We start from the raw sequence: 22,593 nt of genomic DNA, 5'->3' as shown, positions 1-22,593 counted from the left end.
AAAATGATTGTTTGAAACCAGAATTACTCAACTATTGATCCTTTTTAAAGTGACTCAGAGAAGTTACAAATACATCTATTTTATCTCCGCCCTTTAAGGTAATCTTTGCGCTTTCATCGGCAGGGGGAGATTGCTGATAGACGATGGCATCTAACGTATCGCCGTTAATGGTATTGTCAGTAATAATGGAACCTATATTCAGTGAAGATCCCTTTACAACGAATTCTGCTTCACGAAGAGATAAGCCTACAAGGTTTGGTACTTCAACAGATGTTTCACCCATGCCATCTCCAATAACCAAGTCAATAGTTGCTCCCTTCTTCACTAACTCACCTGATGCAATAGGCTTTCCATTGTACATCTGCTCAAGAACAACATTGCCGGCAAGGTCTGGCTTATATACAAGCTTGCCCACTGTCATTCCATAACTTTCTAATATCATCGTGGCTTGTTTTAAAGAAGCATCTTTCAAATCCGGCATTCGGATCTGAGGTGGCGTTTTGGCATTAACAGTAATATAAATGGTACGTGATTCTTTAACCTTAGAATTTGGTGCAGGTTTCTGATCTATAACCAAAAAAGATGGTTTCCTGCTGTCATAAACGGAATCAACTATTTTAAGCTGCAAGTCCGCTTTGTTAATTTTTTTAGAAGCTTCATTAACTGATAATCCTTTAAGGTTGGGTACATTGATTTCAGAACCGTGACGGGTATAAGCTTTAATGCCAAAAGCAAACAAAAAACTAAAGCTTACATAAAATGCACCAGCTCCCAGAATGTTTAATAAGAAGGTACGGGTTTTTATAAATTTCCAAAGGCCTGGTCGCTTATCCACGGTTTTTTTGTTTGAAGCTGAATTCTAAAATTTTGTCTATAAAGTCGAACGGCTTGTAATTATTAAGCGCGGCCTGGTGAAAGATTACGGTCGCCGGCGTCATGCCTGGAAGAGAATTTATTTCTATAATTATAGTCTCTACCGTTCCTGGTTCATAGATTCTTACAAAAGCATCAATCCTGCAGTAACCAACGATACCCAGCAATTTTGCTGCACGTTCCATCTCATTCTTTACCATTCCAGCAATACGCTTATCTTCTGCAGGGTCATTTGAAAAGCGGGCCGGGGTAATATTTTGTCCTTCACCTGCTAAAAATTTTTCCTCAAGCGATAATATGGCGTCCCCCGCCAATGCTTCAGATGGTTCGAAAATTTCAAAGATCAATTCCCCATCCACATTAATTTTAGTAACCATGCCGCAGGTGATCTCCAAAAATTTTTTTGCTCCGTTCGCGGTAATCAGATCTTCTACAAGTAACTGCTGCTTTAAAGGAAATTCTTCCCCGGGTTTCATGTGAAGTGAATCCACATATTTTGCAGGTAACTCCTGATGATCCCTAAAAATTAATTGGCAAAAACTATCGAGTTCTTCCCGGGAATTAATTTTTTTTACTGCTGAACTGCAGCCATCATCCACCGGCTTGCAAATAACCGGATAAGAAGAATTTGGAGCTGTTTGTAAAAATTTATTTTCAATGTCAGTATAGAACTGGCTTTTATTCATAACCCAGTCTGCTTTATTAAACAATGCATGTTTGGCTACCTGAAAACCATGCTTTATCAGAAGCTCATTTGTTTCGTACTTATTGATGGTTATTTGAGAAGCTTCAATGCCAGACCCATTGTATGGAATACCCAGCTTTTCAAGTGAGCTTTGCAAATGCCCATCTTCTCCCGGCCTGCCATGAAGTGCAATAAATACACCTGATACACTTTGGCCCAATTCTTCCAATGAAATTTTTTTGGGTTCAAATACAGTGGAGGACGAGCTGTATTTAGATGTTAGAGCTTTGCATTTCCTTTTAATTTTTTCAATGACTTTATGTTTTTTAAAGTGAAGAATTTTATCCCGGATGTCGTCTGCATTATCTTTCAACAACAGATTGACCGGTATCTGGTAAAGCTCAAAAAAACAATCAGCTTCATCTAAATCATGGGAATTCTGCAAAAGGAAAATAGGAACAGGTTCATATTGCTTACTGGATGCAAGCTTTTCGTAAATATTTCTTCCGCTTTCTACGGAAATATGTCTTTCGGAGGAATATCCTCCCAGAATTACTCCAATCTTTTTCTTTCCCTGCCCTTTCTTCTTCTGCTGAATTATGCTTTCATCTAAAATTCGCAGCAATGCTCTGTATTTTTCTGTGTATGGCTGAGATTGAATACGCTCAATTATAGAGGTATGGATGATATAGGTAAGAAACTGCGAAGGATTTAGTCCAATTTCTGCTGCCTGATGAAAAAAGAAAGACGATGGCAGCATGCCAGATGTAGTATTCGGATCATTCAGAAATACTTTATTATCCTTTCGGATAAATCCATCGATCCGAGCATAAACCTGGAAATTAAAAAACCTGAACAGTCGCTCACAATTTTTTCTGATTTTTTCAATGAGCTCATCAGGTAGGTCAACAGGCGTTACTTTCCGGGTCATGCCAGCCAGGTATTTTGAGCGGTAGTCAAATACTTCTTTTCCTTTTTTTATCTCGGTAGGTGGTAATGCAACAGCAGTCCCGTCTATGTTGCGAATTACTATGCAGGAAAATTCAATGCCATCAATAAATTCTTCCAACAGCACCTGCTGCTCTTCATAAATGCTTTGCAGCAAAATGGGATCCTGCGATTCTGTAAATCTCTTTTCTAAATATTCAAATAATTTTGCCGGATCGTCAATTCTCTGGTGGTTTATTATAAAAGGAATTCCTGTTCCATCTTTAATTTCTGAGGTAGCCCGTACCCATTCCCGCTTTTCTTCCTGGGATAATATATTCCATTTTTCTGCCGAAACAGATTTAATAAAGAAAGCTCTATCAACTGCATTTCTAAAGAATTCAAAATCATCTTTTTCAATAATAGATACCCCAATAGATGACCCCTGATTGGCAGGCCGTATCACCAGTGGAAAACCAATTTTTTTTATGGATCTTTTATATACAGATAGCTGATTTTCGGAGACTAACCAGCTATTTCTTTCAACCATGATACTATCAGCAGTATTCCAACCGGCTGACTTCATCATCTTTTTTTGAAATACCTTATCCATACCAATCGAGGAAGACAGTATACCGGAACCCGAATAAGGAATATTCATCCATTCCAAAAGACCTTGTATAGTCCCGTCTTCTCCAAAAGACCCATGCAATGCGAGAAAAGCAAAATCAATTTTTTCACCTAACTGCTCTACAGAAACTTTCTGTCCTACTTCGTGAATTATCGCATCGAGTTGCCCGCCGTCAAGAGCCCCAAGGGATTCCAGATAAGCCTGAAAATGATAGGATGATTGCGGACGCTTATTGACAGGCGGGTAAAAGTCTCTTATTGTTCCCTTATAAAGATATTTCCATTCAAGCAGTATAAAATTACCGAGGGAATCCACAAAAACAGGAATAGGTTCGAAGAGGTTTTTATTAAGGTTATCGTAAACCGTTCTTCCACCCGCAAAAGATATTTCCCGCTCACGTGAGGCACCTCCAAAAAGTATTCCTATTCTGATCATGAATTCCTGCAAAACTATAGGAAATCAGACGGAAAGCAAGACAGTTTAGAGAGCGATTAAATCATATTCAATAGTCCTGTCTTCCAAAATTTGTTAATTCTACATGCAGGATTCTAACATTCTAAAGCATAATGAATCAGGTCTCAATAATTTTCTCTCATATGCGAATCCATAATGAAACCGAATTATCTTAGCGCCCCGAAATTATGTCTAACTCTTTTTTTCAGTTTAAGCAATTCCGCATTGATCAGGATCGCAGTGCAATGAAAGTTACAACGGATGCATGTATACTTGGTGCTTCTATTCCTGTACCTGTTTATGGAAAAATATTGGATGTGGGAACAGGCACGGGTCTATTATCATTAATACTGGCACAGAGAACACAATGTGATATTGAAGGTGTTGAAATTGATGAACAAAGCTATAAGCAGGCAACTGAAAATTGTCAGAATTCCCCCTGGAAAGAGCGTTTAAAAATTCTAAATGAAGATTTTAAGAAATATAACCCTCCTTATAAGTTTGACCTCGTAATTACCAATCCTCCCTTTTATGAGAATCAGTTTCGGTCTCCAAATCCTGCTGTAAATGTGGCCAGGCATAATGACAGGCTCCCTTTTAAAGAACTGCTCGACCATAGTAAAGAGCTGTTAAAGCCGGGTACCGGATTACTTGCCATTCTGCTACCCGGAAATGTAGCGGAAAAATTTACCTGGATGGCAAAAGCAATTCACTTATACCAGCAATTAAGCATTGTTATTAAGGATAAGCCTACCAGCTTTTTCTTTCGTGAAATTGCAGTCTATTCATTTGAGGTGCCGAAAAAGATTGTGGAAGAAGTGATAACGATTAAGGGTAACGACAATCGTTTTACATTACAGTTTCAGCACCTGATGCGGCCATTTTACCTGCACCTTTAAAATGGGTTTTTTACAAGTTCAATCGCATTGTTTCTGACATTCAAAATAATGATAGCTGAAATATTAGATACCTCAAAACTTAAAATCCTTTTATAATTATTGCCGGTCCTTTCAGTTATTCCTAAAGCAGACAGATACGTTAAAGCGAAAAATAATCGCAACATGACTTCGTTTAACAGCAAAATTTATCAATGACCCTTTTTTTGCAGATTACACAGATGGCTGGTGATACGCTGAAGCAGCCAATGAATTATGCCAATACCGCTCCGGCACAACAACTTACTTTTCTGGATTTGCTTTTAAAGGGTGGATGGGTAATGATTCCACTCGCTATTCTATCAGCACTGGCCGTATTTTTTGCGATCGAGCGCTTCCTCACCATTCGGCGGGCATCTGCCATAGATCAGCATTTCATGTCCAATATCCGCGATTATTTAATGAATGGAAAAATGGAAGCCGCAGTAATGCTTTGCAAGAATACAAATACACCTATTGCCAGGCTGCTGGGAAAAGGCATAAAGCGGATTGGTAAGCCCATAAAAGAAGTGGAATCAGCAGTAGAAAGTGAAGGAAGACTGGAAATATACAAGCTGGAAAAAAACATGAACTGGCTTGGTATTATAGCCGGCATTGCTCCCATGATGGGTTTTGTAGGAACCATTTCCGGGGTAATAAAGATTTTTTATACTATCTCAGTGGAGAAAGTAATCAGCATAGATTCAATTGCAGGTGGATTGTATGAAAAAATGATCACATCTGCCACAGGATTGCTTATTGGAATCTTTGCTTTTGTATGCTTCAATCTCTTAAACAGTATGATTGACCGGATTTCATATATGCTGGAAGCAAATGCAGTTGACTTCATTGACCTTATACAAGAACCTACCGCATGAGATTCCGCCGGGTAAGCAGGCTTAGAGCAGAGGTTTCTACCTCTTCCCTGAATGATATTATGTTTATGCTGATGCTGTTTTTTCTGATTGTGTCTACCATGATCAACCCGTCTGTTATTAAATTAACCTTGCCGAAAGCAAATACCAGTGAGCAAACTATTGCAAAAAAAATGGTAACGCTTTCTGTCGATCATAATATGAACTATGCCGTGGATGATAAACCCGTTGCATTTCCGGACCTGGAAGGCGTTTTATTTCAGAAACTTGCTACCATGAATGAACCCACCATTGTATTAAGGGTTGATAACTTACTTACCATTCAGGATGTGGTGGACGTAATTGATATTGGAACAAAGCTTCATGCTAAAATGGTTTTAGCCACAGATAAGAAAAAATGATCGCAAATTATTTATGTGATTAGATAAATTTCAATACAACACTCAAATCTTGAATACGATTACTTCCTCAAACTTTCTTAAGCACGAAGCAGAAATAAATCCTGCTTTCGACAAAGAAAATTTGAGAAAAGAGCAGCAGAGTACGGTGAGCAGTTTATTGATTACCGCTGCCTTGCATGCAATGTTGCTGCTTATCTTTTATTTTTTCTTCGGATTAAAACCGCCTTTTCCCCCTCTTTCAGAACAAGGAGTCTATTTAAACATTGGTTTGTTAGATGAAGGTATTGGTAATGTTCAGCCGGAGGGAAATGCGGCACAGCTAAACATACCCTCGCATACGGAATCGAAGACGCAGTCTCAAAAAAAATCGAATGATGTATTAACTGAAGAAACCAAAGAGGATGTACCAGTAATTGCTAAAAAAGAAGAGGTACACAAATCAGTTGCGCCGGTTAAATCAACATCGTCGAAAAACCCCAATCAAACTGTTGAAGCACCACAGCAGCCTAAAGCCAAAGCCCTTTACCCTGGCAATAAACCGAACAATAGCACAAGTGAAGGGACCGGCAGTAAAATGGGCGACCAGGGAAAACCAAACGGAAATGTAAACGGAACTGATTATAGTGGCAATCCCGGACTTGGAAACGGAGGGCCGGGCGGAAACGGTATCGCTCAATTAGGTATGAGCGGCCGTAAAATTATAATCTTCCCAACCATTATTGATAATTCTCAGAAAACCGGCAGGGTTGTGGTAAACATTAAAGTTGATCGCGATGGAAGTGTAATATTTGCAAAAGCCACTCAAAAGGGATCCACTACCACAGATTCCTATCTTTATCAGCTTGCAGAAGATGCAGCAATGAAGACTAAAGTAAACTCTGACGCCAACGCTGCTGAAGAACAGTTTGGAACAATCACTTTCACGTTTCGTGTAAAATAATTTACTTTTTGGATTCAGAATTCGATCTAGAGAAAACATCCTGAATTGGAACTGTAGTCAATCCGAGATTATAGCAAGCAAAAAAGAGGCTGACCCATTTGAGACAGCCTCTTTTCATTGTGGTTTCTTTATTTATGCATGCTATCATTATTCATCTTCATATCATTATTCATTTTCATACCATTTTTGTCCCACATTGTAATGTGGCCAGTCATATCCATAAATTCCCCGTTCTTCATCATCATTTTTTTTCCGTCTTTAGTCATATAAGATCCATCTGTCATAACGGTCAGTCCGCTTTTCATTTTCATTTCCTTGTCCATGACCATCGTTTTTCCTCCCTTATACATCATCATTTTATCATCATGCATCATAACGCCATCGGGCATATGCTGCATATCCATGTCCATATGCTGCATATTGCCAGATTGATTATGCATCGAATCGGATTTGGGGGTCATAGTGTTTTGTGCTTGTGCAGCAATGGCAAATATGCCAATAACTGCAACTAAAAAAAGTTTTTTCATTGTTGAGGATTTAGTTTAGTAATAATTTATTGAGTTGTTTGCTTAAAGGGCAGAATTATTACATCACTTATATCATAATTTATGCCTATTTTATTTTAAACCGAATTCCTGCTGTAAAACTCAATTCTTTTATCTCTTAATTCTGCATAGAAAAATCCATGCTTTTCATGACTTTATGGAAAAGGATTTTACCGATCCTGATCTTCATCTTCTTTTTCCACATTATCTACTTACTGTATTGTAAATGGTTCAATCCGCCCATCACTATTACTCAGATAAGCAATTTAATAACCTGTCATGAATACAAAATTAAATATATAAATTTTTATGATGTCAGTCCTAATGGCAGACTTGCTGTAATAGCAAGCGAGGATCAGTTATTTCCTGAACATAATGGTTTTGACTGGAATAGTATACACCACGCAATGGCGTGGAACAAGAACCACCCTGCGCGCATTCACGGTGCAAGTACCATTAGCCAGCAAACAGCTAAAAACATCTTTTTATGGCAAGGCGGAGGTTGGTTTAGAAAAGGAATGGAGGTCTATTTTACATTTATGATCGAATTGCTTTATAGTAAAGAGCGAATCCTTGAGTTGTACCTGAATGTTACAGAAATGGGGCCCTCCCTATTCGGAATCGAATGTGCCTCAGAAACCTTTTTCAATCACAGCGCCAAAAATCTTACAACAGCAGAGGCAGCCATGATTGCGGCAAGTCTTCCAAATCCTCATGTTTACACTGTAAAACCGATGAGTAAATTCGTACAAAAACGCTATCCAGGGATTGTAAATCAAATGCAGCGTATCCGCAACCGGCCTGATGTATCAGCATTATTATCTAAAAAGCCCTCAAGCCTTAAGAATATTAAATATTGATTTTATCTGAATAGTCAAGGAGATGCATTTTATACCTTAAACTCTTCCTTTCCGGTGCAGATTTATTACCTTACCTTTGCGGCTCGAAATTTAAGCCATTTATGACCTTTATTCGCAATATTGCTATTATCGCTCACGTAGATCATGGAAAGACAACATTAGTAGATAAGATTCTTCATCAATCAAATCTTTTTAGGGAAAACCAGGAAACTGGCGACTTAATTCTTGATAGCAATCCACTTGAAAGAGAACGCGGCATCACGATTCTTGCTAAAAATGTTTCTATACAATATGGCAATGTAAAAATTAATATTATCGATACTCCGGGCCACGCGGATTTTGGAGGAGAAGTGGAACGGGTATTAAATATGGCCGACGGTGTATTGCTGTTGGTTGATGCATTTGAGGGTCCTATGCCTCAAACCCGTTTTGTATTACAAAAAGCATTAGAGCTGGGTAAAAAAGCAATTGTAGTAATTAATAAAGTTGATAAGCCAAACTGCCATCCTGATGTAGTTCATGAGCAGGTTTTCGAATTGTTTTTTAACCTGAATGCAACAGAGGAACAATTAAATTTCCCGACGCTGTACGGCTCTTCAAAACACGGGTGGATGAGTGAAGACTGGAAGCAGCCTTCGGAAAACCTGATCCCTTTATTTGAAACCATTATCAATTATATTCCTGCTGCGCTGGCGCTGGAAGGCACGCCCCAAATGCAGATCACTTCGCTGGATTATTCTGCTTATACAGGGCGAATTGCTATTGGAAGAATTTTGCGTGGAACCTTAAAGGAAAATATGCAGGTGAGCCTTGTTAAAAGGAACGGGGATATTAAAAAGTCTCGTATAAAGGAATTGTACACCTTTGAAGGATTAGGGAGGCTAAAGGTACAACAAGTGAATGCCGGTGATATTTGCGCCATATTTGGCATAGAAGATTTTGAAATAGGTGATACCGTTGCTGACTTTGAGATCCCTGAAGGATTAAAACCTATTTCAATTGATGAGCCTACCATCAACATGCTCTTTACAATCAATAACTCTCCTTTTTTTGGAAAGGAGGGAAAGCTGGTAACATCTCAGCGGGTGCGGGAACGTTTGGAAAAGGAAACAGAAAAAAACCTGGCTCTTCGCCTGGAGGATACTGACTCCCCCGATTCCATTTTAGTGTATGGCCGCGGTATTTTGCATTTGTCTATTCTGATTGAAACCATGCGGCGCGAAGGGTATGAAATACAGGTTGGTCAACCGAAAGTTATTATTAAAACTATAGATGGGGTAAAGTGTGAGCCAATTGAAATCCTCACAGTAAATGTTCCTGCAGAATATTCGGGGAAGGTGATTGAATTAGTATCCATGCGAAAGGCAGAAATGACGATTATGGAGCCTAAAGGTGATATTCAGCATTTGGAATTTAACATTCCTTCACGTGGTTTGGTGGGCTTAAGAAACAATATGCTTACAGCTACTGCCGGCGAAGCCATAATGGCCCACCGTTTCAAAGCCTTTGAACCCTGGAAAGGAAATATTCCAGGTAGGAATAACGGCGTTCTGCTCGCCCTGGAAAAAGGTACGGCTACGGCTTATTCGATTGATGCACTACAAGACCGGGGATCATTTTTTATTAATCCGGGTGAAGAGATTTACGGCGGACAAATTATTGGGGAGCATATACGCCCTGGAGACCTGGTGGTGAACATTATAAAGACAAAGAAACTTTCAAACATGCGGGCCTCCGGTACCGATGAAGCTGTGCGAATTGTTCCAAAAATTGATTTCTCTCTTGAAGAAGCACTCGAGTTTATCCAGGAGGATGAATATGTAGAAGTGACTCCAAAATCTATTCGTATGAGAAAAATAATCCTGGACCATAATAACAGGATGCGAAAAATGAAGGAATTGGTTGCAGTCTGACGGGGCAGTTTATCGAAATTATATTAAAACTATAAATGAATAACATGGAAAACTCTGAAAAAACTAATAATGGGGATTCTTCAAAAAATCCAAATGATAACTCTGAAAATGCAAATACGGGTTCAAATACTGTAAAGGATCCTGATGAATGGACTACTGGTGATCAACCAATGACAGGTGCTCAGAAATCTTATCTTAAAACATTGTCAGATGAAGCAAAAGAGCCTTTTGATGAAGGCCTGACTAAAGCTCAGGCTTCAAAACGCATTGATGAGCTTCAGCATAAAACCGGAAGAGGCCTTGATAAAAAATAGTTATTTAAATTTTATCGTAACCGGAGATTGTTGTTCTTCACAACAACTTCCGGTTATATTTTTTTAATACTTTAGGATTATTGTGGTTTAATTACCATGCTGCGCGCTGCGGACCAGGGACCAGGGTTTCCGCTGGCATCTATATAACGAACCCGCCAGTATCTGGTGCCAGTACCATTGAAAAAGTTAGTGGCATAAATAGGATCATTCAGCAATACTTCGATTATCGGAGTGCCGCTAAAAGCATAATTATCACTTATTTCAAAATCATGATAATAAGCATTTGCATTACTGCTCCAGGTAAATTTACTTGTAACTGAAGACCAAAACCGGCACCGTTACTGGGCGACTGCAACGAAGGTGATGTAAAAATATAGGTACGCGGAAGCATGCTCATGGACGTAATCATGGAACCTGTTCCTAATTCATAGTTATTATTACCGTTTTAAATGAAGGAATCGGCGTGCTGGTAATTGAAGGATGCACAACAGAAATGCCCTCGGAAACAAAATAAGTCGCAGGCACCTGTACAGAAGCATCGCTGCTAGTCATTTTTTATCCAGCCACCGACGGGGGCAGCTGGGTAAAGCTTACTAGAATAGTGTTGCTGTTTCCGCTGATCATTCGAAAAGTGTCAGGAGCTATTCCTTGAATGAAGCCTTGATCGTTATCACCACCTCCACCAGGAACAGTTAGATCGGCTGAAGCGATTGCAAATATCCGTATTTTAATTACACGCAGAAGCTACCATAAGTATAGCTGTAATTGCAAAAAGAAAATTAAGTTTTATGAATTTCATCTGTTTTTTTGGTAACGTAATAGACAAGCATTGCAGGAAACATGCGAAAGTTATTGAAACAGTATAAGAACTTGTTGAGAAAGAATAAATGGAATTTCACAATGAATTCAGGAATTCAAATAAGGGGCGGGATTTGATGCAATATGTTTAAATTACCTAAGAGGTACTAAGTCACTTGGAAAGCATTAAGAAAAATGCATCATTAAATTTTTTCAAACACTAAACGATAATGGTCCATTATTTCCTGCTCAAAGCATACTTTATTAGGACTTACGTTGAAAATTTCAGCCTGATGCCTGAATTCCCTGCTGGATAAATATTTTGGAATAAGTGAAGAGTATAGCAAATATTTTTTAAAACCAAATTCCCTGAATTTTTTTCTCCATTGCTTTATTGTTTCAATATAATCTAACCGGCCACTGCTTTGGGAGATTAACTTAAACTTAGGCGATGCATTTTTGATCACCATTTCGGGGCCGTAAGGAAGCCATGATCCCGGAAATTCTTTGATCATTAGGGCTAATACATGTGCCGGCGACCCTTTTGGCGCATTAATATCAATTGATTCATAAGGAAGCATGTTTTTGCTGAACGTCATTGTCTGCATATAGTATCTTCCCCCAACAGGCAGTAGGTCATTGACAGTTTCAAAAAATTTTTTATAAACTTTTTCCTGTTTTCCTTCTTTCCATTCTTCCACTGAACAAAAATGCTCTAGTCCTCCAATGCAGGCGATAGCATCAAATTGCCCGAAATCATCCGGCTTTACATACCGGCAATCTTTTACGATCACGTTTAATCCATTATTTCTGCACGCTTTGGCCTGCCCTTCAGAAAGGGTTAATCCAATGCTTATTGCACCTCTTTCCTTTGTTATGTAATTGGAAAAAGGTCCCCATCCGCAAGCCATATCCAGCACTTTACTTCCCTTTCCAATGTTTAAGCTATCTGCAATAAAAACGTGCTTTGCTCTTTGTGCTTCCTCCAAAGTCAACGCAAAATCACCATCGTATTTGGCACCGCTGTAATCTCCCATTTCACCAATACTCAAGCGGAATATTTCATCAATAGTGGTATAGGTGAAATCAAGTTCTTTTTTTCCTGCCATCTTATCTTTTTATGATGCTTACTTTTTAATTGGCGACGAAAATAATTAAATCAATTGTAATTTCTGATTCACTGACATTCCATATCTGTAAAAGCATTACAAAAAGGCTAAGCTTTTTTTAGAAGAGTGCGGAAAATTGAAATATGCTTAAGTTCGGAAACCGAGGTTCAACACGTTACTTCTTCAATTTCGCGGTTCGTTAAGGATCCCCAATACATTTGATAGTTCTGTACATTTATATTCTGCGGGATAACAGCATCTGAGATCATGTTTTTAATGGCATCTGCCATTACGGAATAAGAACGGTACCCATATATAAGAATACCCGGAGAATTTCTTTTTTTGAAAGTTAGTGTTGGAAAACAGGTAATATTCTGATTCCGGATTTCGGCAAGGTCTTGACGGAAATTATCGGTTCCCTGATTATTGGATAAATCCTGTTCGAAACGAAGAACATCAAATTCATGCGGATCTTTATTTGCTACTATTCGCGCCACATCGAGCAACACCTTTTTTTGTGCAATATTCCAACCCCTTATCATTATTGCTTCCCTAAGTTCCCTCAAATATTTTTCGGCTGCTAAAGATGACTGCATCTGCGCACATTTCACTGCTATACATCCACGAAAAGAAGAGGCTGGGGGATTTTCCATCCAGATGCGGTCGCGAAGCGGCATACCGGAAATGTGATGTGCCTGCATCCATAGAGGACCCATCTGAGCAGGGCGACTTACAGAGTTCAGGGTATCATCATAATGTTTCCAATCCGGAACCATACCGCCCATGCAATAGCGGTAGTTTAAAAAATCTTTATACAGGTAAGCAAATTTACGCCACTGTGGTTCAAGTACCCAGCTCCAACAGCAAAGCGGATCGGTGTAGTAAACTATTTGTACCCGATCCGCTGCTTCGTGCATTATATTATGATTTGCGCTTGCCGGCTTTTTTACTTGTTCCTCTGAATTTTTTGATCCTGGGTTTCTATTTCTATGGGTTCAGTTTGAATATTTTCCTCCGCTACAGCGGGACCGGTATCATTCCATTGTTGCGGGCCCATTGGAGCAGCATTCTTAATTTCCTGGCTTCGCTCCTCACTTATCTCACTTTCTTCCTCATCCACTGTTTCAAATGTGCGGTCAGTTCCGGTTGGCTCACAGTTCAACAAACCATTAGTTTCCATTACATATTGAATCGGATCTTCGATAAACTGCCATTCCTCACCTAATTGGCTGCTCACGCCTCTATTCCATGGACCTCTTACAGCAATACCATTGACATGTTGAAATAGGTATTGCTATATCTGGGATCGGCTTGCAAAATACCGGGAGGAAAATTTGGCTGAGCTGTATTTAATGCAGCTTCGAACATTTGAAAGTGAGCCACTTCACGCGTCATAAGAAACTGTAATGTTTTTTTTAAAAAAGGATCATCAGTAAACTGAAGCAAATATTCATAGACAATTTTGGCAGGTGATTCTGCAGTAATATTCAAGCGAAGATCAAGGGTGGAATCTCCATTTGCATCACCATTAATATACGCTGCACTCCAGGGTAAACTCATGCTGTTGGTTAATGCAGGGGCACCACCACTCGATACAAAAATCTGAGGCTGAATCATGGCCTGATGAATCATGTTTTCTTTCTCTGCTTTACCATTCAGTAATTTGTATAATCTCCGAATTTTCTGCAGCATTCTTTAAATCACCGTTAATTCCTTGAAACAACATTTGAATAGTGGCTCCTTCTATCTCCAGGTGGCTGAACTCCTCTGTTGCAATATCCATTAAAAAATCATATTTATCGGGAAACGTTATTTGCAACAAAAGGCTTGTAAAAAATACCGCATGGCAGCAGCAAGTCCACCGTTTGCACCTCCGAATTGCTCCGGCAGCATCCCTGCAAAAACCAGATCCGGCTTCGATACGCGCGCATTAAATTGTAATTCCTTAGGGTGGATATAAAGAAAAGAAAGCAATTAATGATCTACAAATTGATAATCATATGGTTACTAATTTAATTTCAGAAAAATTATCTGCTAAATTCCGGAACCATGTTCTAAGATGATATGCCAGGGGTATATTTTTCCGCAACTAATGTAGCAATCACTTTAGTAATGACACTTGAAACTTATGTGTCTATTAATGCTGTTAACTAACCAAACTACAGCGACTACCGGCTTAATCCTGACAGCAAAGCCGGCTGAAAAATTAAACCATTGCGCTATGAGAAGAAATCGCTTTTACTGGATTTTCCATTAGGTTTCGTAAACTATTAATCAGCATTTTATGCTTTTGAAAAAGCTGAATTGATTCCATTTCTGAACCATTTTCTTTAGCTTGTAGCCACTTTAGAAGCTTTTGTTTATCCTTTAATGTCCACTTATTAAGATGCGGAACAGATGCTAATAATACACTTAAGTTCTTCATAAGTGAGTGTTCACTCCTATTCCAATTAACTGGTTTTGTATCCAAATTATCTATAAGTAATTTCATTGAATATTCCTCTGCCTGCCGGCGATTACCATTAAAGCAGGTATTAATAATATAAGTAATAAGGTTACTCCATTTAGAAACATCCTGATTTAAAAAAGAATTATTTGGATCTAAATCTAAAATCATATTACTATCTGCCAGTCGTTTCATTACCTCTATTGATGAGCGATAGGTTTTTATTTCAGTTATTTTTATAAACTCCTTTTCTGCGAGTAATTTCAGTTCACCATTTTCAGGAAGAAAACCCAACCGATAGTAAAACCAAAACGCACCTGATTGTAACCCCTCCAGGTTATTTTTTCCTAATTGATAAGGTTCGATTACGAATTGCTTAATATTAAATCGCCAGCGATATAATCTAAGGATCTGAGAAAATAGGTAGGCAGATTCGCCACCGCGAAAGGCTTCAAAAATGTTAATCCCGATTTTACAGCTGTATTCAAAGATCCAGCCACCACCATATGCAACAGGTATTTGATTTTTAAATGACTGATAACCGATATAGCTTTCCAGCGACAGGCGCCTCGCAGATATCATAGGATATAATGCAACATCAATACCGCGTTTCATATCATAAAGCTCTACTCTATCTGCGTCTGCATAAGTAACCGGATCTGTTTCCCTTAAAAACATACTCAATATTCCACGTGCAATTGTAATCAAATGTTTTTTTTCTGCTGAGGAAAGGATTGAGCTCTTTGCGATGGGTTGATTAATTAACCTTGTCGAATTTACCTTTCGGTATAATGCACTTTTATGAAAGAACAAATTCCGCTTGAGCGATCGTGCAAAAGTTTTTGAAGGTGAATCTTCATCCAATGACCATTGCACAAATAATTCAAGTGATTCAAAAAGAGTATCCCGGATTCGGTTTGTACAATTGATGTTTTCGAAGAGCAGCAACAGAAATTCAAGGTCAGATAGGTTATTGTCCTTTTTTAAGTGTTGAATGCATTTCTGAATAGATAGTTTTTTGGACAGCCAACTTTCATACTCTATATCCGTTAAGCCATGCAAAATAATATTTCTTACTGTTTCCGGATTTGCGTCAATAGAGAATAATTGAACACGACCTCTATATTCATGAATTAACCATTTTATTAAATCATAACTAAAAGAAACCTGAATTTTACTCCAGACAACACCTGTATTTACAAGCTGAATACTATTTCTTTTATTTACTCCGGAAGAAAACTTTTTAGACACCATACCCACCCGCAATAATTCATTCCTGGCCATGTGCAGTAACTCTTTTGTTTCCGGATATGCTAATAAAAACAGGAGGCAATCGTGGTAGGCTACCAGAGTAGAAACATTCTTTATTTTACATTTGCCCGCCTGGAGTAATAATTGCTTTTTTTCATCAGTATGATGGTTTCCGAAATATGCAGAAGCAGCTCTTATTTTTTTTATTAAATCATAAGTAAGACCCGAAGATTCCATAATAATACTGCTGAGTATAGTGGATATTCCTCATAAGTAACAAATTACTGTGACAGAAACAACTGAGAACTATAATCTTAATTAAAGAATGACTGATTGAATTAAGACATAAAGAATTAAATCTTTAACTGTAATTGTGCTACCAGCATATTATTATTCTTCTGGGCTCCCTGAATTTCTAATTGGTAATCAGTGTGAATAAAATTGATCTGAAGGCGGGCATCATTATCAGGAAGGAAAATAAATCCAATTCCTGCCGTGATTGTTGAAAATGCATCATTATCTGCAGAATGAAGAGGATTCGTATTTTCATACTTTCCGCCGATTTCAAAGGTTCGGCACCAGGGCTGGGCAATATTGATCCGAAGCAGCGCTTGTCCGAAATAGCTATTGATATTAAAATCTTTGGCTTTTTTAACTGAATCAGATGATGCTGTATAAGCAAGAATATTTGTTCCGCCCATATATTCTCCTTCAACAATCAAATTTAACTTATCAGACAGCTTTTGCTGTAAGCTAAAATCAACTCCACCAGTACTGCCTGTCACGTTTTTAGTTATTCCTGCAGTCTGTCCATTAACCGCCAGGCGAAGGCTTTTAATGGGATAAAATTCCAAACGGCCTGTAAAATTTTTCTGTGAATTATTATCAAAAGGTAAAGACCGGTCGCTCCCATTAGTAATGCTGGCATAATAATTTACAGGTGTATTGGTTAAAAAAGTCCCGAATACCATTAATCCTGGCTGGTAAGAAGCATAATTATTACTTACAATAATTCTGTCTGTGGTACCACGGTCAATCATGCGCAGGTCCTCATGGCTGGTTAATTCATCCAATTCATAGGGAACTTTAAACTGACCACCCCTAATGCTGAAGTGGCTATTGTATTTGTATTCAAAGTATGCTAACTCAATAGCTCTGCCGGGAGTAGGGGTTTTTAATTCTGGCAGCTGAACCCGAATTACACCCGACCAATGGTTGTTCAAAGTGATATCTGCCCGTAATTCAATGCGGCGCAATCTGAAGTTTGACTTTAAAGGAGCAGAAGCTATTTTTCCATTAACGTCGATGCTGTCGGAGAGCGATTGTTCATAACGAGCCTGTACTAATCCCTTAAATTTAATTACCGGATTAAAAAGGGACGGTGTGCTTTCCTGTGCGTGAACCAGACAAGAAGCTAAAAACAATATAACGAAAAAGAAGGATTTTTTCATGTAGCTGGCGTTGAGTATAAAAAAGTAAAGGTAGATGGCGGAATAGTTATCCAATAGTTATCAGTGTTAAATAATTGTTTATATACGTTAAATTAATGTTAAGTAGTCCGTGAATTCACTGATGCGGAATATGGTTTTGCCAAACAGATTTATCTCTTATCCCTTCCAGGCTTTGTTCTTAACTTTGTATTAATCGGGTATCTCATGGAAATCACAAAAGAGCAGGTATTAAAAGCATTAAGCTATGTAGACGATCCAGACCTCCATCAGGATCTGGTGACCCTCAATATGGTAAGCGATATACTAATTGATGGTAGTAATATTTCATTTACCGTGATACTTACTACACCCGCTTGCCCTTTAAAAGAAACCATCAGGCAATCGTGTGAAAATGCTATTCATCATTTGATATCTGCAGATGCCAAAGTGACAATACGTATGGATTCTGATGTTACATCCCGGCGAAAAGACAACAAAAAAGTTTTGCCGGGAGTTAAAAATATTATTGCTGTTGCATCCGGTAAGGGCGGCGTTGGGAAATCAACTGTTGCTGTAAATCTTGCAATAGGCTTAGCAAAAAATAATGCATCGGTAGGTTTAATAGATGCAGACATTTATGGCCCATCTATTCCTATAATGATGGATATAAAAGGTCAGCGCCCGCAAGTAAGAGAGATAGATGGAAAGCATCTCATGCTTCCGATTGAAAAGTTTGGTATAAAAGTTCTTTCCATTGGATTACTGGTTGATGAGAAACAAGCGGTTGTTTGGCGTGGTCCTATGGTCTCATCTGCACTTCGTCAATTTGTAAGTGAGTGTGACTGGGGCGAACTGGATTATCTTATTGTGGACCTTCCTCCGGGAACCGGAGATATTCATCTTACCCTCGTACAAACTGTTCCGGTTACAGGTGCTATAATTGTAACAACTCCACAGGATGTTGCTTTGGCAGATGCAAAAAAAGCATTAGGGATGTTTAATATTCACCCAATAAATGTCCCGATTCTCGGTATTGTAGAGAATATGGCATACTTCACACCTGCTGAACTTCCTGAGAACAAGTATTACATTTTCGGAAAGGGAGGCGGACAAAAACTGGCAGAAGAATTTGAAGCACCATTGCTGGGGCAGATTCCTATAGTGCAGAGTATTCGCGAAGGAGGTGATAATGGGAAACCTGCAGTTTTAAGCGGCGAAAGAATTAGCTCCGAAGTTTTTTATAACCTTGCGCAGAGCGTAGCTCAGCATGTGGCCATCAGAAATGCTAATCTGGAATCTACAAAGGTGGTAGAAATTGTGAATTGACAAAGGAGTATCATTGTTATAAATATATAATTATAATTGCCTAATGGTATCCCTAATTGAACTGCTAGTTTTTGCTACTTGTTTTAAACTCTTTTAATACATTGACACGGCAGGACTTATTTGAAAACATTCAACAAAAAAAATCATTTTTATGTATTGGCCTGGATACGGATATTAAAAAAATTCCACCTTATCTCCTTTCCTGCCAGGATCCGATTTTCGAATTTAACAAGCAAATTATAGATGCTACAAAGGATCTCTGCGTAGCTTATAAAATTAACTCAGCGTTTTATGAAGCTATGGGAGTAAAGGGTTGGGAAAGTATGGTGAGAACCTTTAATTACATTCCTGAAAATATTTTTACTATTGCCGACGCTAAGCGCGGCGACATTGGAAATACCTCTTCTAAATATGCACAGGCTTTTTTTGATCCGGAATCTTCAGGATTTAATTTTGATGCAATCACTGCTGCTCCATACATGGGGGAAGATTCCATTACCCCATTTTTAGAGTATAAAAATAAGTGGGTAATCCTGCTGGCACTTACTTCAAACAAAGGAGCAGCCGATTTCCAGATGAATCCGGAGATCAAAACTTTAAATGAAGAATTTTTATATCAAAAAGTGATTAAAGGTTCCATGCAATGGGGAAATGCAGATAACATGATGTATGTGATTGGTGCTACCCATCGTGAACTTTTTTTAAACATTCGTACGCTTTTGCCAAACCATTTTCTCCTGGTCCCCGGTATAGGTGCCCAGGGTGGTACTCTTAAAGATGTTGCTGAAAATGGCTTGAATAAGCAATGCGGTTTACTGGTTAATGTTTCAAGAAGCATCATCTATGCTTCACAGCAGAAAAATTTTGGGCAGATGGCAAGAATGGAAGCTGAAACCATTGCGTCTGAAATGAAGGGCTACCTGAGTTATTAATTTTTCTTATCTTATTGGATTATAATAACTTTCTATTTCATCTCTTACCGTGACTGAATCTTTTCTCCATTATCTCTGGAAAATGAAATTGCTGAATAACTCGCAATTGGAAACTACGCTTCACGAACCAATTCAAATTATTTCGGCAGGTAACTATAATAAAGATGCAGGACCCGACTTTGTGAATGCGCGGGTTAAAATCGGTGAAACGCAATGGGTAGGCAATGTGGAGATTCATATAAAAGCTTCAGAATGGAATTTGCACCACCATCAAACAGACACTGCGTATGACAATGTGATTCTTCATGTAGTTTATGAAAATGATTCGAACATTTTTCGCAAGGATGGTTCTTTAATTCCCTGCGTACAAATTAAAAATCATTTTGATGAAAACATCTTTGAAACTTATCAAAGCTTAATAAGGAGCCCGGAAGGCATTCCATGCCAGAATCATATAAAGAAGATTGATTCCATAACTATGAGTCAATGGCTGCACAGGTTAATGGTTGACAGGCTCGAGCAAAAGGTACAGCTGATTACTCAGTCACTTTTAGAAAATGGCAACAACTGGGAAGATACCTTTTATCAATATCTTGCGCAGTCCTTTGGTGCGAAAGTAAATGCGGAGCCGTTTCGCCTGCTTGCACGATCTCTTCCTGTAAAAATATTGGCAAAGCATAAAAATAATTTGATCCAGGTAGAAGCACTGGTGTTCGGAACAGCGGGCTTTCTAAGTGAAAAATTCACCGAGGAATATCCTAATCAGTTAAAAAAGGAATTTGATTTTCTCAAAAAAAAATACGGCCTAAAGCCACTGAAAAAGCATTTATGGAAATTTCTAAGATTGCGTCCAGCCAATTTTCCCACAGTCAGGCTGGCACAATTTGCTCAGCTGATATTTCAATCGAATCATCTTTTTTCTAAAATTATTGAGGAATCGAATGAGAAAGTAATAGGATCTTTCTTCGAAACTGCTCCCTCTCTGTATTGGCTTAATCATTACCGCTTTGAAAAAATATCTTTAATAAAGAAAAAACATTTTGGACAAGATTCCATTGATTTGCTTCTTATCAATACCGTTATTCCTTTTCTATTTCTTTATGGAAAATATAAAGACGAAGATGTTTTCATGAATCGCTCCCTTAAATTATTAGAATTAGTAGCAGCAGAAAAGAACAGAGTGACAGAAAGCTGGAAACAAATTGGTATTTCAGTATTATCCGCATTTGACTCCCAGGCGTTGCTCCACTTACGAAACAACTATTGTAATAATTTCCGTTGTCTGGAATGTGCTGTAGGCAATAAAATTCTTTCTAAAAACGATTTTAGCCTGACTTCTTCAGAGAACAGTTCTAATCATCTTGTATAAATTGTAAACGACATATTTTTGTATTATGAATCGGTTTAAATATTTTGTGGAAGGAAGAATATTTGGAGTGTGCACTTATATTGGCGAACGCCTTGGAATCGCTTCATCTTATATCAGGCTTTTTTTTATTTACACCACATTTATTACCGTTACGTCACCTGTAATAATCTACCTGATCCTCGCCTTTTGGATTAATTTAAAAAAATACATTGCCCGCAATCGAAGTCCTTTATGGGAATAAATCATGCTTAGCCTGCCGGAATTATTGTTGAAGTATTTCTTATATTTTATACAGGTTATTTGAATTGACATGAAGCGATAACTATCATCTATTATAATAATAATTTTTTTATACTATACTCACTTAAGAATGGAACAAGCTAACGAAAAAGTCAACACGAGTAAGAAAAAAACCGTCACTATAAAATTGAAGAGGAACTGGGATGCGCTCGATTTTGTAACCCTTTTCGGTTCTCTTCAAAACATCTATAATTATTTTTTCTTAATGCTGAAAATGATAGATGAATTGAAGCAGGAGAATACGCTAAGCCTCAGGAAGTACCGGCGAATTATGAATGTAATGAACGGTTTTTATAACTACACTACACTTATAAGAAAGGAAAATCCATTTCCAGGTATCGGGTCTGAGGTAATAAGCTTCAATACAGAAATAAGGAAGGAGGTATGGAATTACCATTATTCTCTCGAAGTTACATCCATGCACTTTGGAACTACAAATATTTTAAGAATAAAGGGCGACGCAAATGCCATGAACTATATAAATGATATCATGACCCGTCTCTGGAACCTGTGCGAGGATAAAAAGCAAAAAGACCCGGGTCCGGATTTTAAGACAAGCTACAATGAGGTTGCACATGCTATATTTACCATTCGAATTGACATTTTATTAATAAAAGCATATAAGGATTATGGATTGAGCGAAGCGGAAATCAGGTCAATAAAAAAATATGAAATATTAAATGCGGAACAGCTTTGCGATCTGATATTAAAGAATAAAATTGAATGAGTTTAGTAATAATGAAAGAGGACTTAAGCACAGCAGGTATTGGCAGCAGGGTTCAACATCCTAAATATGGCCAGGGCGTTATTACCGGAATCCGGTTAACCACCTACCTGATAACTTTCATGGATGCCGGTCCGCAGGAGATCAATCAATATGATGCACACCTCGAAGTTTTACACGCAGAAGAAATCTCATCAGAAATAGAAACACTTTCCGAATTAGAGAAGTCTTTACTTGGAATTCTCCGCAGATGGGTTGATTTGCAGGAGGTAGTACCTCTTGGCGATCGGTGGGTAAATGGGACATTGATCCTAAAACCCGGCGATAGCAAACTTCAGCCAAAGGAAATGCCGATCGATATTTTTTTTCATAAAATTGTAATGTTGCGTGACCGGTTACGGGTACTCGAACAAAATATAAATAGCCATTCGAAACTTACTGATGAAGATAAGGTGAATTTACAGCAATATATCACCCGCGTTTACGGATCACTAACTTCTTTTAATGTGCTTTTTAAGAATAAAGACCACCAGTTTACCGGTGAAAAAGGAAAACAGGAATAATCCTGTTAAATAAT

At 38.2% G+C, this 22,593-nt stretch carries 20 protein-coding genes and 1 pseudogene; 13 read left to right on the top strand and 8 right to left on the bottom strand.

All coding sequences use genetic code 11. The features are described 5' to 3' along the window. Positions 1 to 31: 31 nt before the first annotated feature. Complete coding sequence (locus H0W62_06830) at positions 32 to 835, bottom strand: PASTA domain-containing protein (GenBank protein ID MBA3648253.1); 804 nt, start codon at positions 833 to 835, stop codon at positions 32 to 34. Then, positions 828 to 3,548: a D-alanine--D-alanine ligase gene (locus H0W62_06825; GenBank protein ID MBA3648252.1), complete on the bottom strand. Its 2,721-nt coding sequence runs from the start codon at positions 3,546 to 3,548 to the stop codon at positions 828 to 830. Before H0W62_06825 ends, H0W62_06830 begins: the two co-directional genes overlap by 8 nt. A gap of 209 nt (positions 3,549 to 3,757) precedes the next feature. On the opposite strand from H0W62_06825, the gene H0W62_06820 reads away from it, so the two are divergent. The 4 genes from H0W62_06820 (at position 3,758) to H0W62_06805 (ending at position 6,699) form a co-directional block, all read left to right on the top strand. Then, entirely contained in the window at positions 3,758 to 4,468 is a 711-nt protein-coding gene (locus H0W62_06820) for a methyltransferase (protein MBA3648251.1), read from the top strand. A 191-nt stretch (positions 4,469 to 4,659) separates the two neighbouring features. After that, a complete protein-coding gene (locus H0W62_06815) occupies positions 4,660 to 5,361 on the top strand; it encodes a MotA/TolQ/ExbB proton channel family protein (GenBank protein MBA3648250.1) in 702 nt (233 codons plus the stop codon). Beyond that, the gene (locus H0W62_06810; GenBank protein ID MBA3648249.1) at positions 5,358 to 5,759 is read left to right on the top strand and encodes a biopolymer transporter ExbD; all 402 of its coding nucleotides are present in this window, start codon (positions 5,358 to 5,360) and stop codon (positions 5,757 to 5,759) included. Before H0W62_06815 ends, H0W62_06810 begins: the two co-directional genes overlap by 4 nt. A gap of 49 nt (positions 5,760 to 5,808) precedes the next feature. Further along, on the top strand, positions 5,809 to 6,699 hold the full coding sequence (locus H0W62_06805) for a hypothetical protein (GenBank protein ID MBA3648248.1): 891 nt from the start codon (positions 5,809 to 5,811) through the stop codon (positions 6,697 to 6,699). Positions 6,700 to 6,827: 128 nt separating this feature from the next. Here the strand turns inward: H0W62_06805 and H0W62_06800 are convergent, their stop codons facing one another. After that, positions 6,828 to 7,226: a hypothetical protein gene (locus H0W62_06800; protein MBA3648247.1), complete on the bottom strand. Its 399-nt coding sequence runs from the start codon at positions 7,224 to 7,226 to the stop codon at positions 6,828 to 6,830. 158 nt (positions 7,227 to 7,384) lie between these two features. Between H0W62_06800 and mtgA the strand changes: the two genes are divergently transcribed. The 3 genes from mtgA to H0W62_06785 all read left to right on the top strand — a co-directional run bounded on the left by mtgA (position 7,385) and on the right by H0W62_06785 (position 10,331). After that, on the top strand, positions 7,385 to 8,104 hold the full coding sequence (gene mtgA / locus H0W62_06795; GenBank protein MBA3648246.1) for a monofunctional biosynthetic peptidoglycan transglycosylase: 720 nt from the start codon (positions 7,385 to 7,387) through the stop codon (positions 8,102 to 8,104). 101 nt (positions 8,105 to 8,205) lie between these two features. Continuing rightward, positions 8,206 to 10,017: a translational GTPase TypA gene (gene typA, locus H0W62_06790; protein MBA3648245.1), complete on the top strand. Its 1,812-nt coding sequence runs from the start codon at positions 8,206 to 8,208 to the stop codon at positions 10,015 to 10,017. Between the two features lie 44 nt (positions 10,018 to 10,061). Beyond that, positions 10,062 to 10,331, top strand: coding sequence for a DUF3072 domain-containing protein (locus tag H0W62_06785; GenBank protein MBA3648244.1), 270 nt, complete (start codon positions 10,062 to 10,064; stop codon positions 10,329 to 10,331). A 1,001-nt stretch (positions 10,332 to 11,332) separates the two neighbouring features. Here the strand turns inward: H0W62_06785 and H0W62_06780 are convergent. The 5 genes and pseudogenes from H0W62_06780 to H0W62_06760 all read right to left on the bottom strand — a co-directional run bounded on the left by H0W62_06780 (position 11,333) and on the right by H0W62_06760 (position 17,386). Next, positions 11,333 to 12,238, bottom strand: coding sequence for a class I SAM-dependent methyltransferase (locus tag H0W62_06780; GenBank protein MBA3648243.1), 906 nt, complete (start codon positions 12,236 to 12,238; stop codon positions 11,333 to 11,335). A 167-nt stretch (positions 12,239 to 12,405) separates the two neighbouring features. Next, a complete protein-coding gene (locus H0W62_06775) occupies positions 12,406 to 13,155 on the bottom strand; it encodes a DsbA family protein (GenBank protein MBA3648242.1) in 750 nt (249 codons plus the stop codon). A gap of 29 nt (positions 13,156 to 13,184) precedes the next feature. Continuing rightward, positions 13,185 to 14,131, bottom strand: a pseudogene (locus H0W62_06770) (manganese catalase family protein). 313 nt (positions 14,132 to 14,444) lie between these two features. Further along, positions 14,445 to 16,172, bottom strand: coding sequence for a hypothetical protein (locus H0W62_06765; GenBank protein MBA3648241.1), 1,728 nt, complete (start codon positions 16,170 to 16,172; stop codon positions 14,445 to 14,447). 116 nt (positions 16,173 to 16,288) lie between these two features. Beyond that, positions 16,289 to 17,386, bottom strand: a complete 1,098-nt coding sequence (locus tag H0W62_06760; GenBank protein ID MBA3648240.1) for a hypothetical protein — start codon at positions 17,384 to 17,386, stop codon at positions 16,289 to 16,291. Between the two features lie 204 nt (positions 17,387 to 17,590). Between H0W62_06760 and H0W62_06755 the strand changes: the two genes are divergently transcribed. From H0W62_06755 to H0W62_06730, 6 genes are all read left to right on the top strand, one after another. Next, positions 17,591 to 18,691 carry an Mrp/NBP35 family ATP-binding protein gene (locus H0W62_06755; protein MBA3648239.1) on the top strand — a complete coding sequence of 367 codons (1,101 nt, stop codon included), beginning with the start codon at positions 17,591 to 17,593 and terminating at the stop codon, positions 18,689 to 18,691. Between the two features lie 101 nt (positions 18,692 to 18,792). Further along, the gene (gene pyrF, locus H0W62_06750; protein MBA3648238.1) at positions 18,793 to 19,623 is read left to right on the top strand and encodes an orotidine-5'-phosphate decarboxylase; all 831 of its coding nucleotides are present in this window, start codon (positions 18,793 to 18,795) and stop codon (positions 19,621 to 19,623) included. A gap of 82 nt (positions 19,624 to 19,705) precedes the next feature. Next, positions 19,706 to 20,992 (top strand): DUF2851 family protein, encoded by a 1,287-nt coding sequence (locus H0W62_06745; GenBank protein ID MBA3648237.1) that lies wholly within the window; start codon positions 19,706 to 19,708, stop codon positions 20,990 to 20,992. A 25-nt stretch (positions 20,993 to 21,017) separates the two neighbouring features. After that, positions 21,018 to 21,233 (top strand): PspC domain-containing protein, encoded by a 216-nt coding sequence (locus H0W62_06740; protein MBA3648236.1) that lies wholly within the window; start codon positions 21,018 to 21,020, stop codon positions 21,231 to 21,233. A gap of 129 nt (positions 21,234 to 21,362) precedes the next feature. Then, the gene (locus H0W62_06735; protein MBA3648235.1) at positions 21,363 to 22,019 is read left to right on the top strand and encodes a hypothetical protein; all 657 of its coding nucleotides are present in this window, start codon (positions 21,363 to 21,365) and stop codon (positions 22,017 to 22,019) included. Positions 22,020 to 22,030: 11 nt separating this feature from the next. Continuing rightward, positions 22,031 to 22,579, top strand: coding sequence for a hypothetical protein (locus tag H0W62_06730; GenBank protein MBA3648234.1), 549 nt, complete (start codon positions 22,031 to 22,033; stop codon positions 22,577 to 22,579). Positions 22,580 to 22,593 lie beyond the last annotated feature (14 nt).

It is taken from the genome of Chitinophagales bacterium (assembly GCA_013816805.1).
Taxonomy (GTDB): Bacteria; Bacteroidota; Bacteroidia; order Chitinophagales; family UBA10324; genus MGR-bin340.
Note: the sequence above shows the minus strand (reverse complement) of the source record. Positions and strands in the feature narration are given on the sequence as shown.

Coding starts and splice junctions, on each gene's coding strand:
- H0W62_06820 (MBA3648251.1), top strand. CDS start 3,758: ATGTCTAACTCTTTTTTTCAGTTTAAGCAATTCCGCATTGATCAGGAT.
- H0W62_06815 (MBA3648250.1), top strand. CDS start 4,660: ATGACCCTTTTTTTGCAGATTACACAGATGGCTGGTGATACGCTGAAG.
- H0W62_06810 (MBA3648249.1), top strand. CDS start 5,358: ATGAGATTCCGCCGGGTAAGCAGGCTTAGAGCAGAGGTTTCTACCTCT.
- H0W62_06800 (MBA3648247.1), bottom strand. CDS start 7,226: ATGAAAAAACTTTTTTTAGTTGCAGTTATTGGCATATTTGCCATTGCT.
- mtgA (MBA3648246.1), top strand. CDS start 7,385: ATGCTTTTCATGACTTTATGGAAAAGGATTTTACCGATCCTGATCTTC.
- typA (MBA3648245.1), top strand. CDS start 8,206: ATGACCTTTATTCGCAATATTGCTATTATCGCTCACGTAGATCATGGA.
- H0W62_06785 (MBA3648244.1), top strand. CDS start 10,062: ATGGAAAACTCTGAAAAAACTAATAATGGGGATTCTTCAAAAAATCCA.
- H0W62_06780 (MBA3648243.1), bottom strand. CDS start 12,238: ATGGCAGGAAAAAAAGAACTTGATTTCACCTATACCACTATTGATGAA.
- H0W62_06775 (MBA3648242.1), bottom strand. CDS start 13,155: ATGCACGAAGCAGCGGATCGGGTACAAATAGTTTACTACACCGATCCG.
- H0W62_06765 (MBA3648241.1), bottom strand. CDS start 16,172: ATGGAATCTTCGGGTCTTACTTATGATTTAATAAAAAAAATAAGAGCT.
- H0W62_06760 (MBA3648240.1), bottom strand. CDS start 17,386: ATGAAAAAATCCTTCTTTTTCGTTATATTGTTTTTAGCTTCTTGTCTG.
- H0W62_06755 (MBA3648239.1), top strand. CDS start 17,591: ATGGAAATCACAAAAGAGCAGGTATTAAAAGCATTAAGCTATGTAGAC.
- H0W62_06745 (MBA3648237.1), top strand. CDS start 19,706: ATGAAATTGCTGAATAACTCGCAATTGGAAACTACGCTTCACGAACCA.
- H0W62_06740 (MBA3648236.1), top strand. CDS start 21,018: ATGAATCGGTTTAAATATTTTGTGGAAGGAAGAATATTTGGAGTGTGC.
- H0W62_06735 (MBA3648235.1), top strand. CDS start 21,363: ATGGAACAAGCTAACGAAAAAGTCAACACGAGTAAGAAAAAAACCGTC.
- H0W62_06730 (MBA3648234.1), top strand. CDS start 22,031: ATGAAAGAGGACTTAAGCACAGCAGGTATTGGCAGCAGGGTTCAACAT.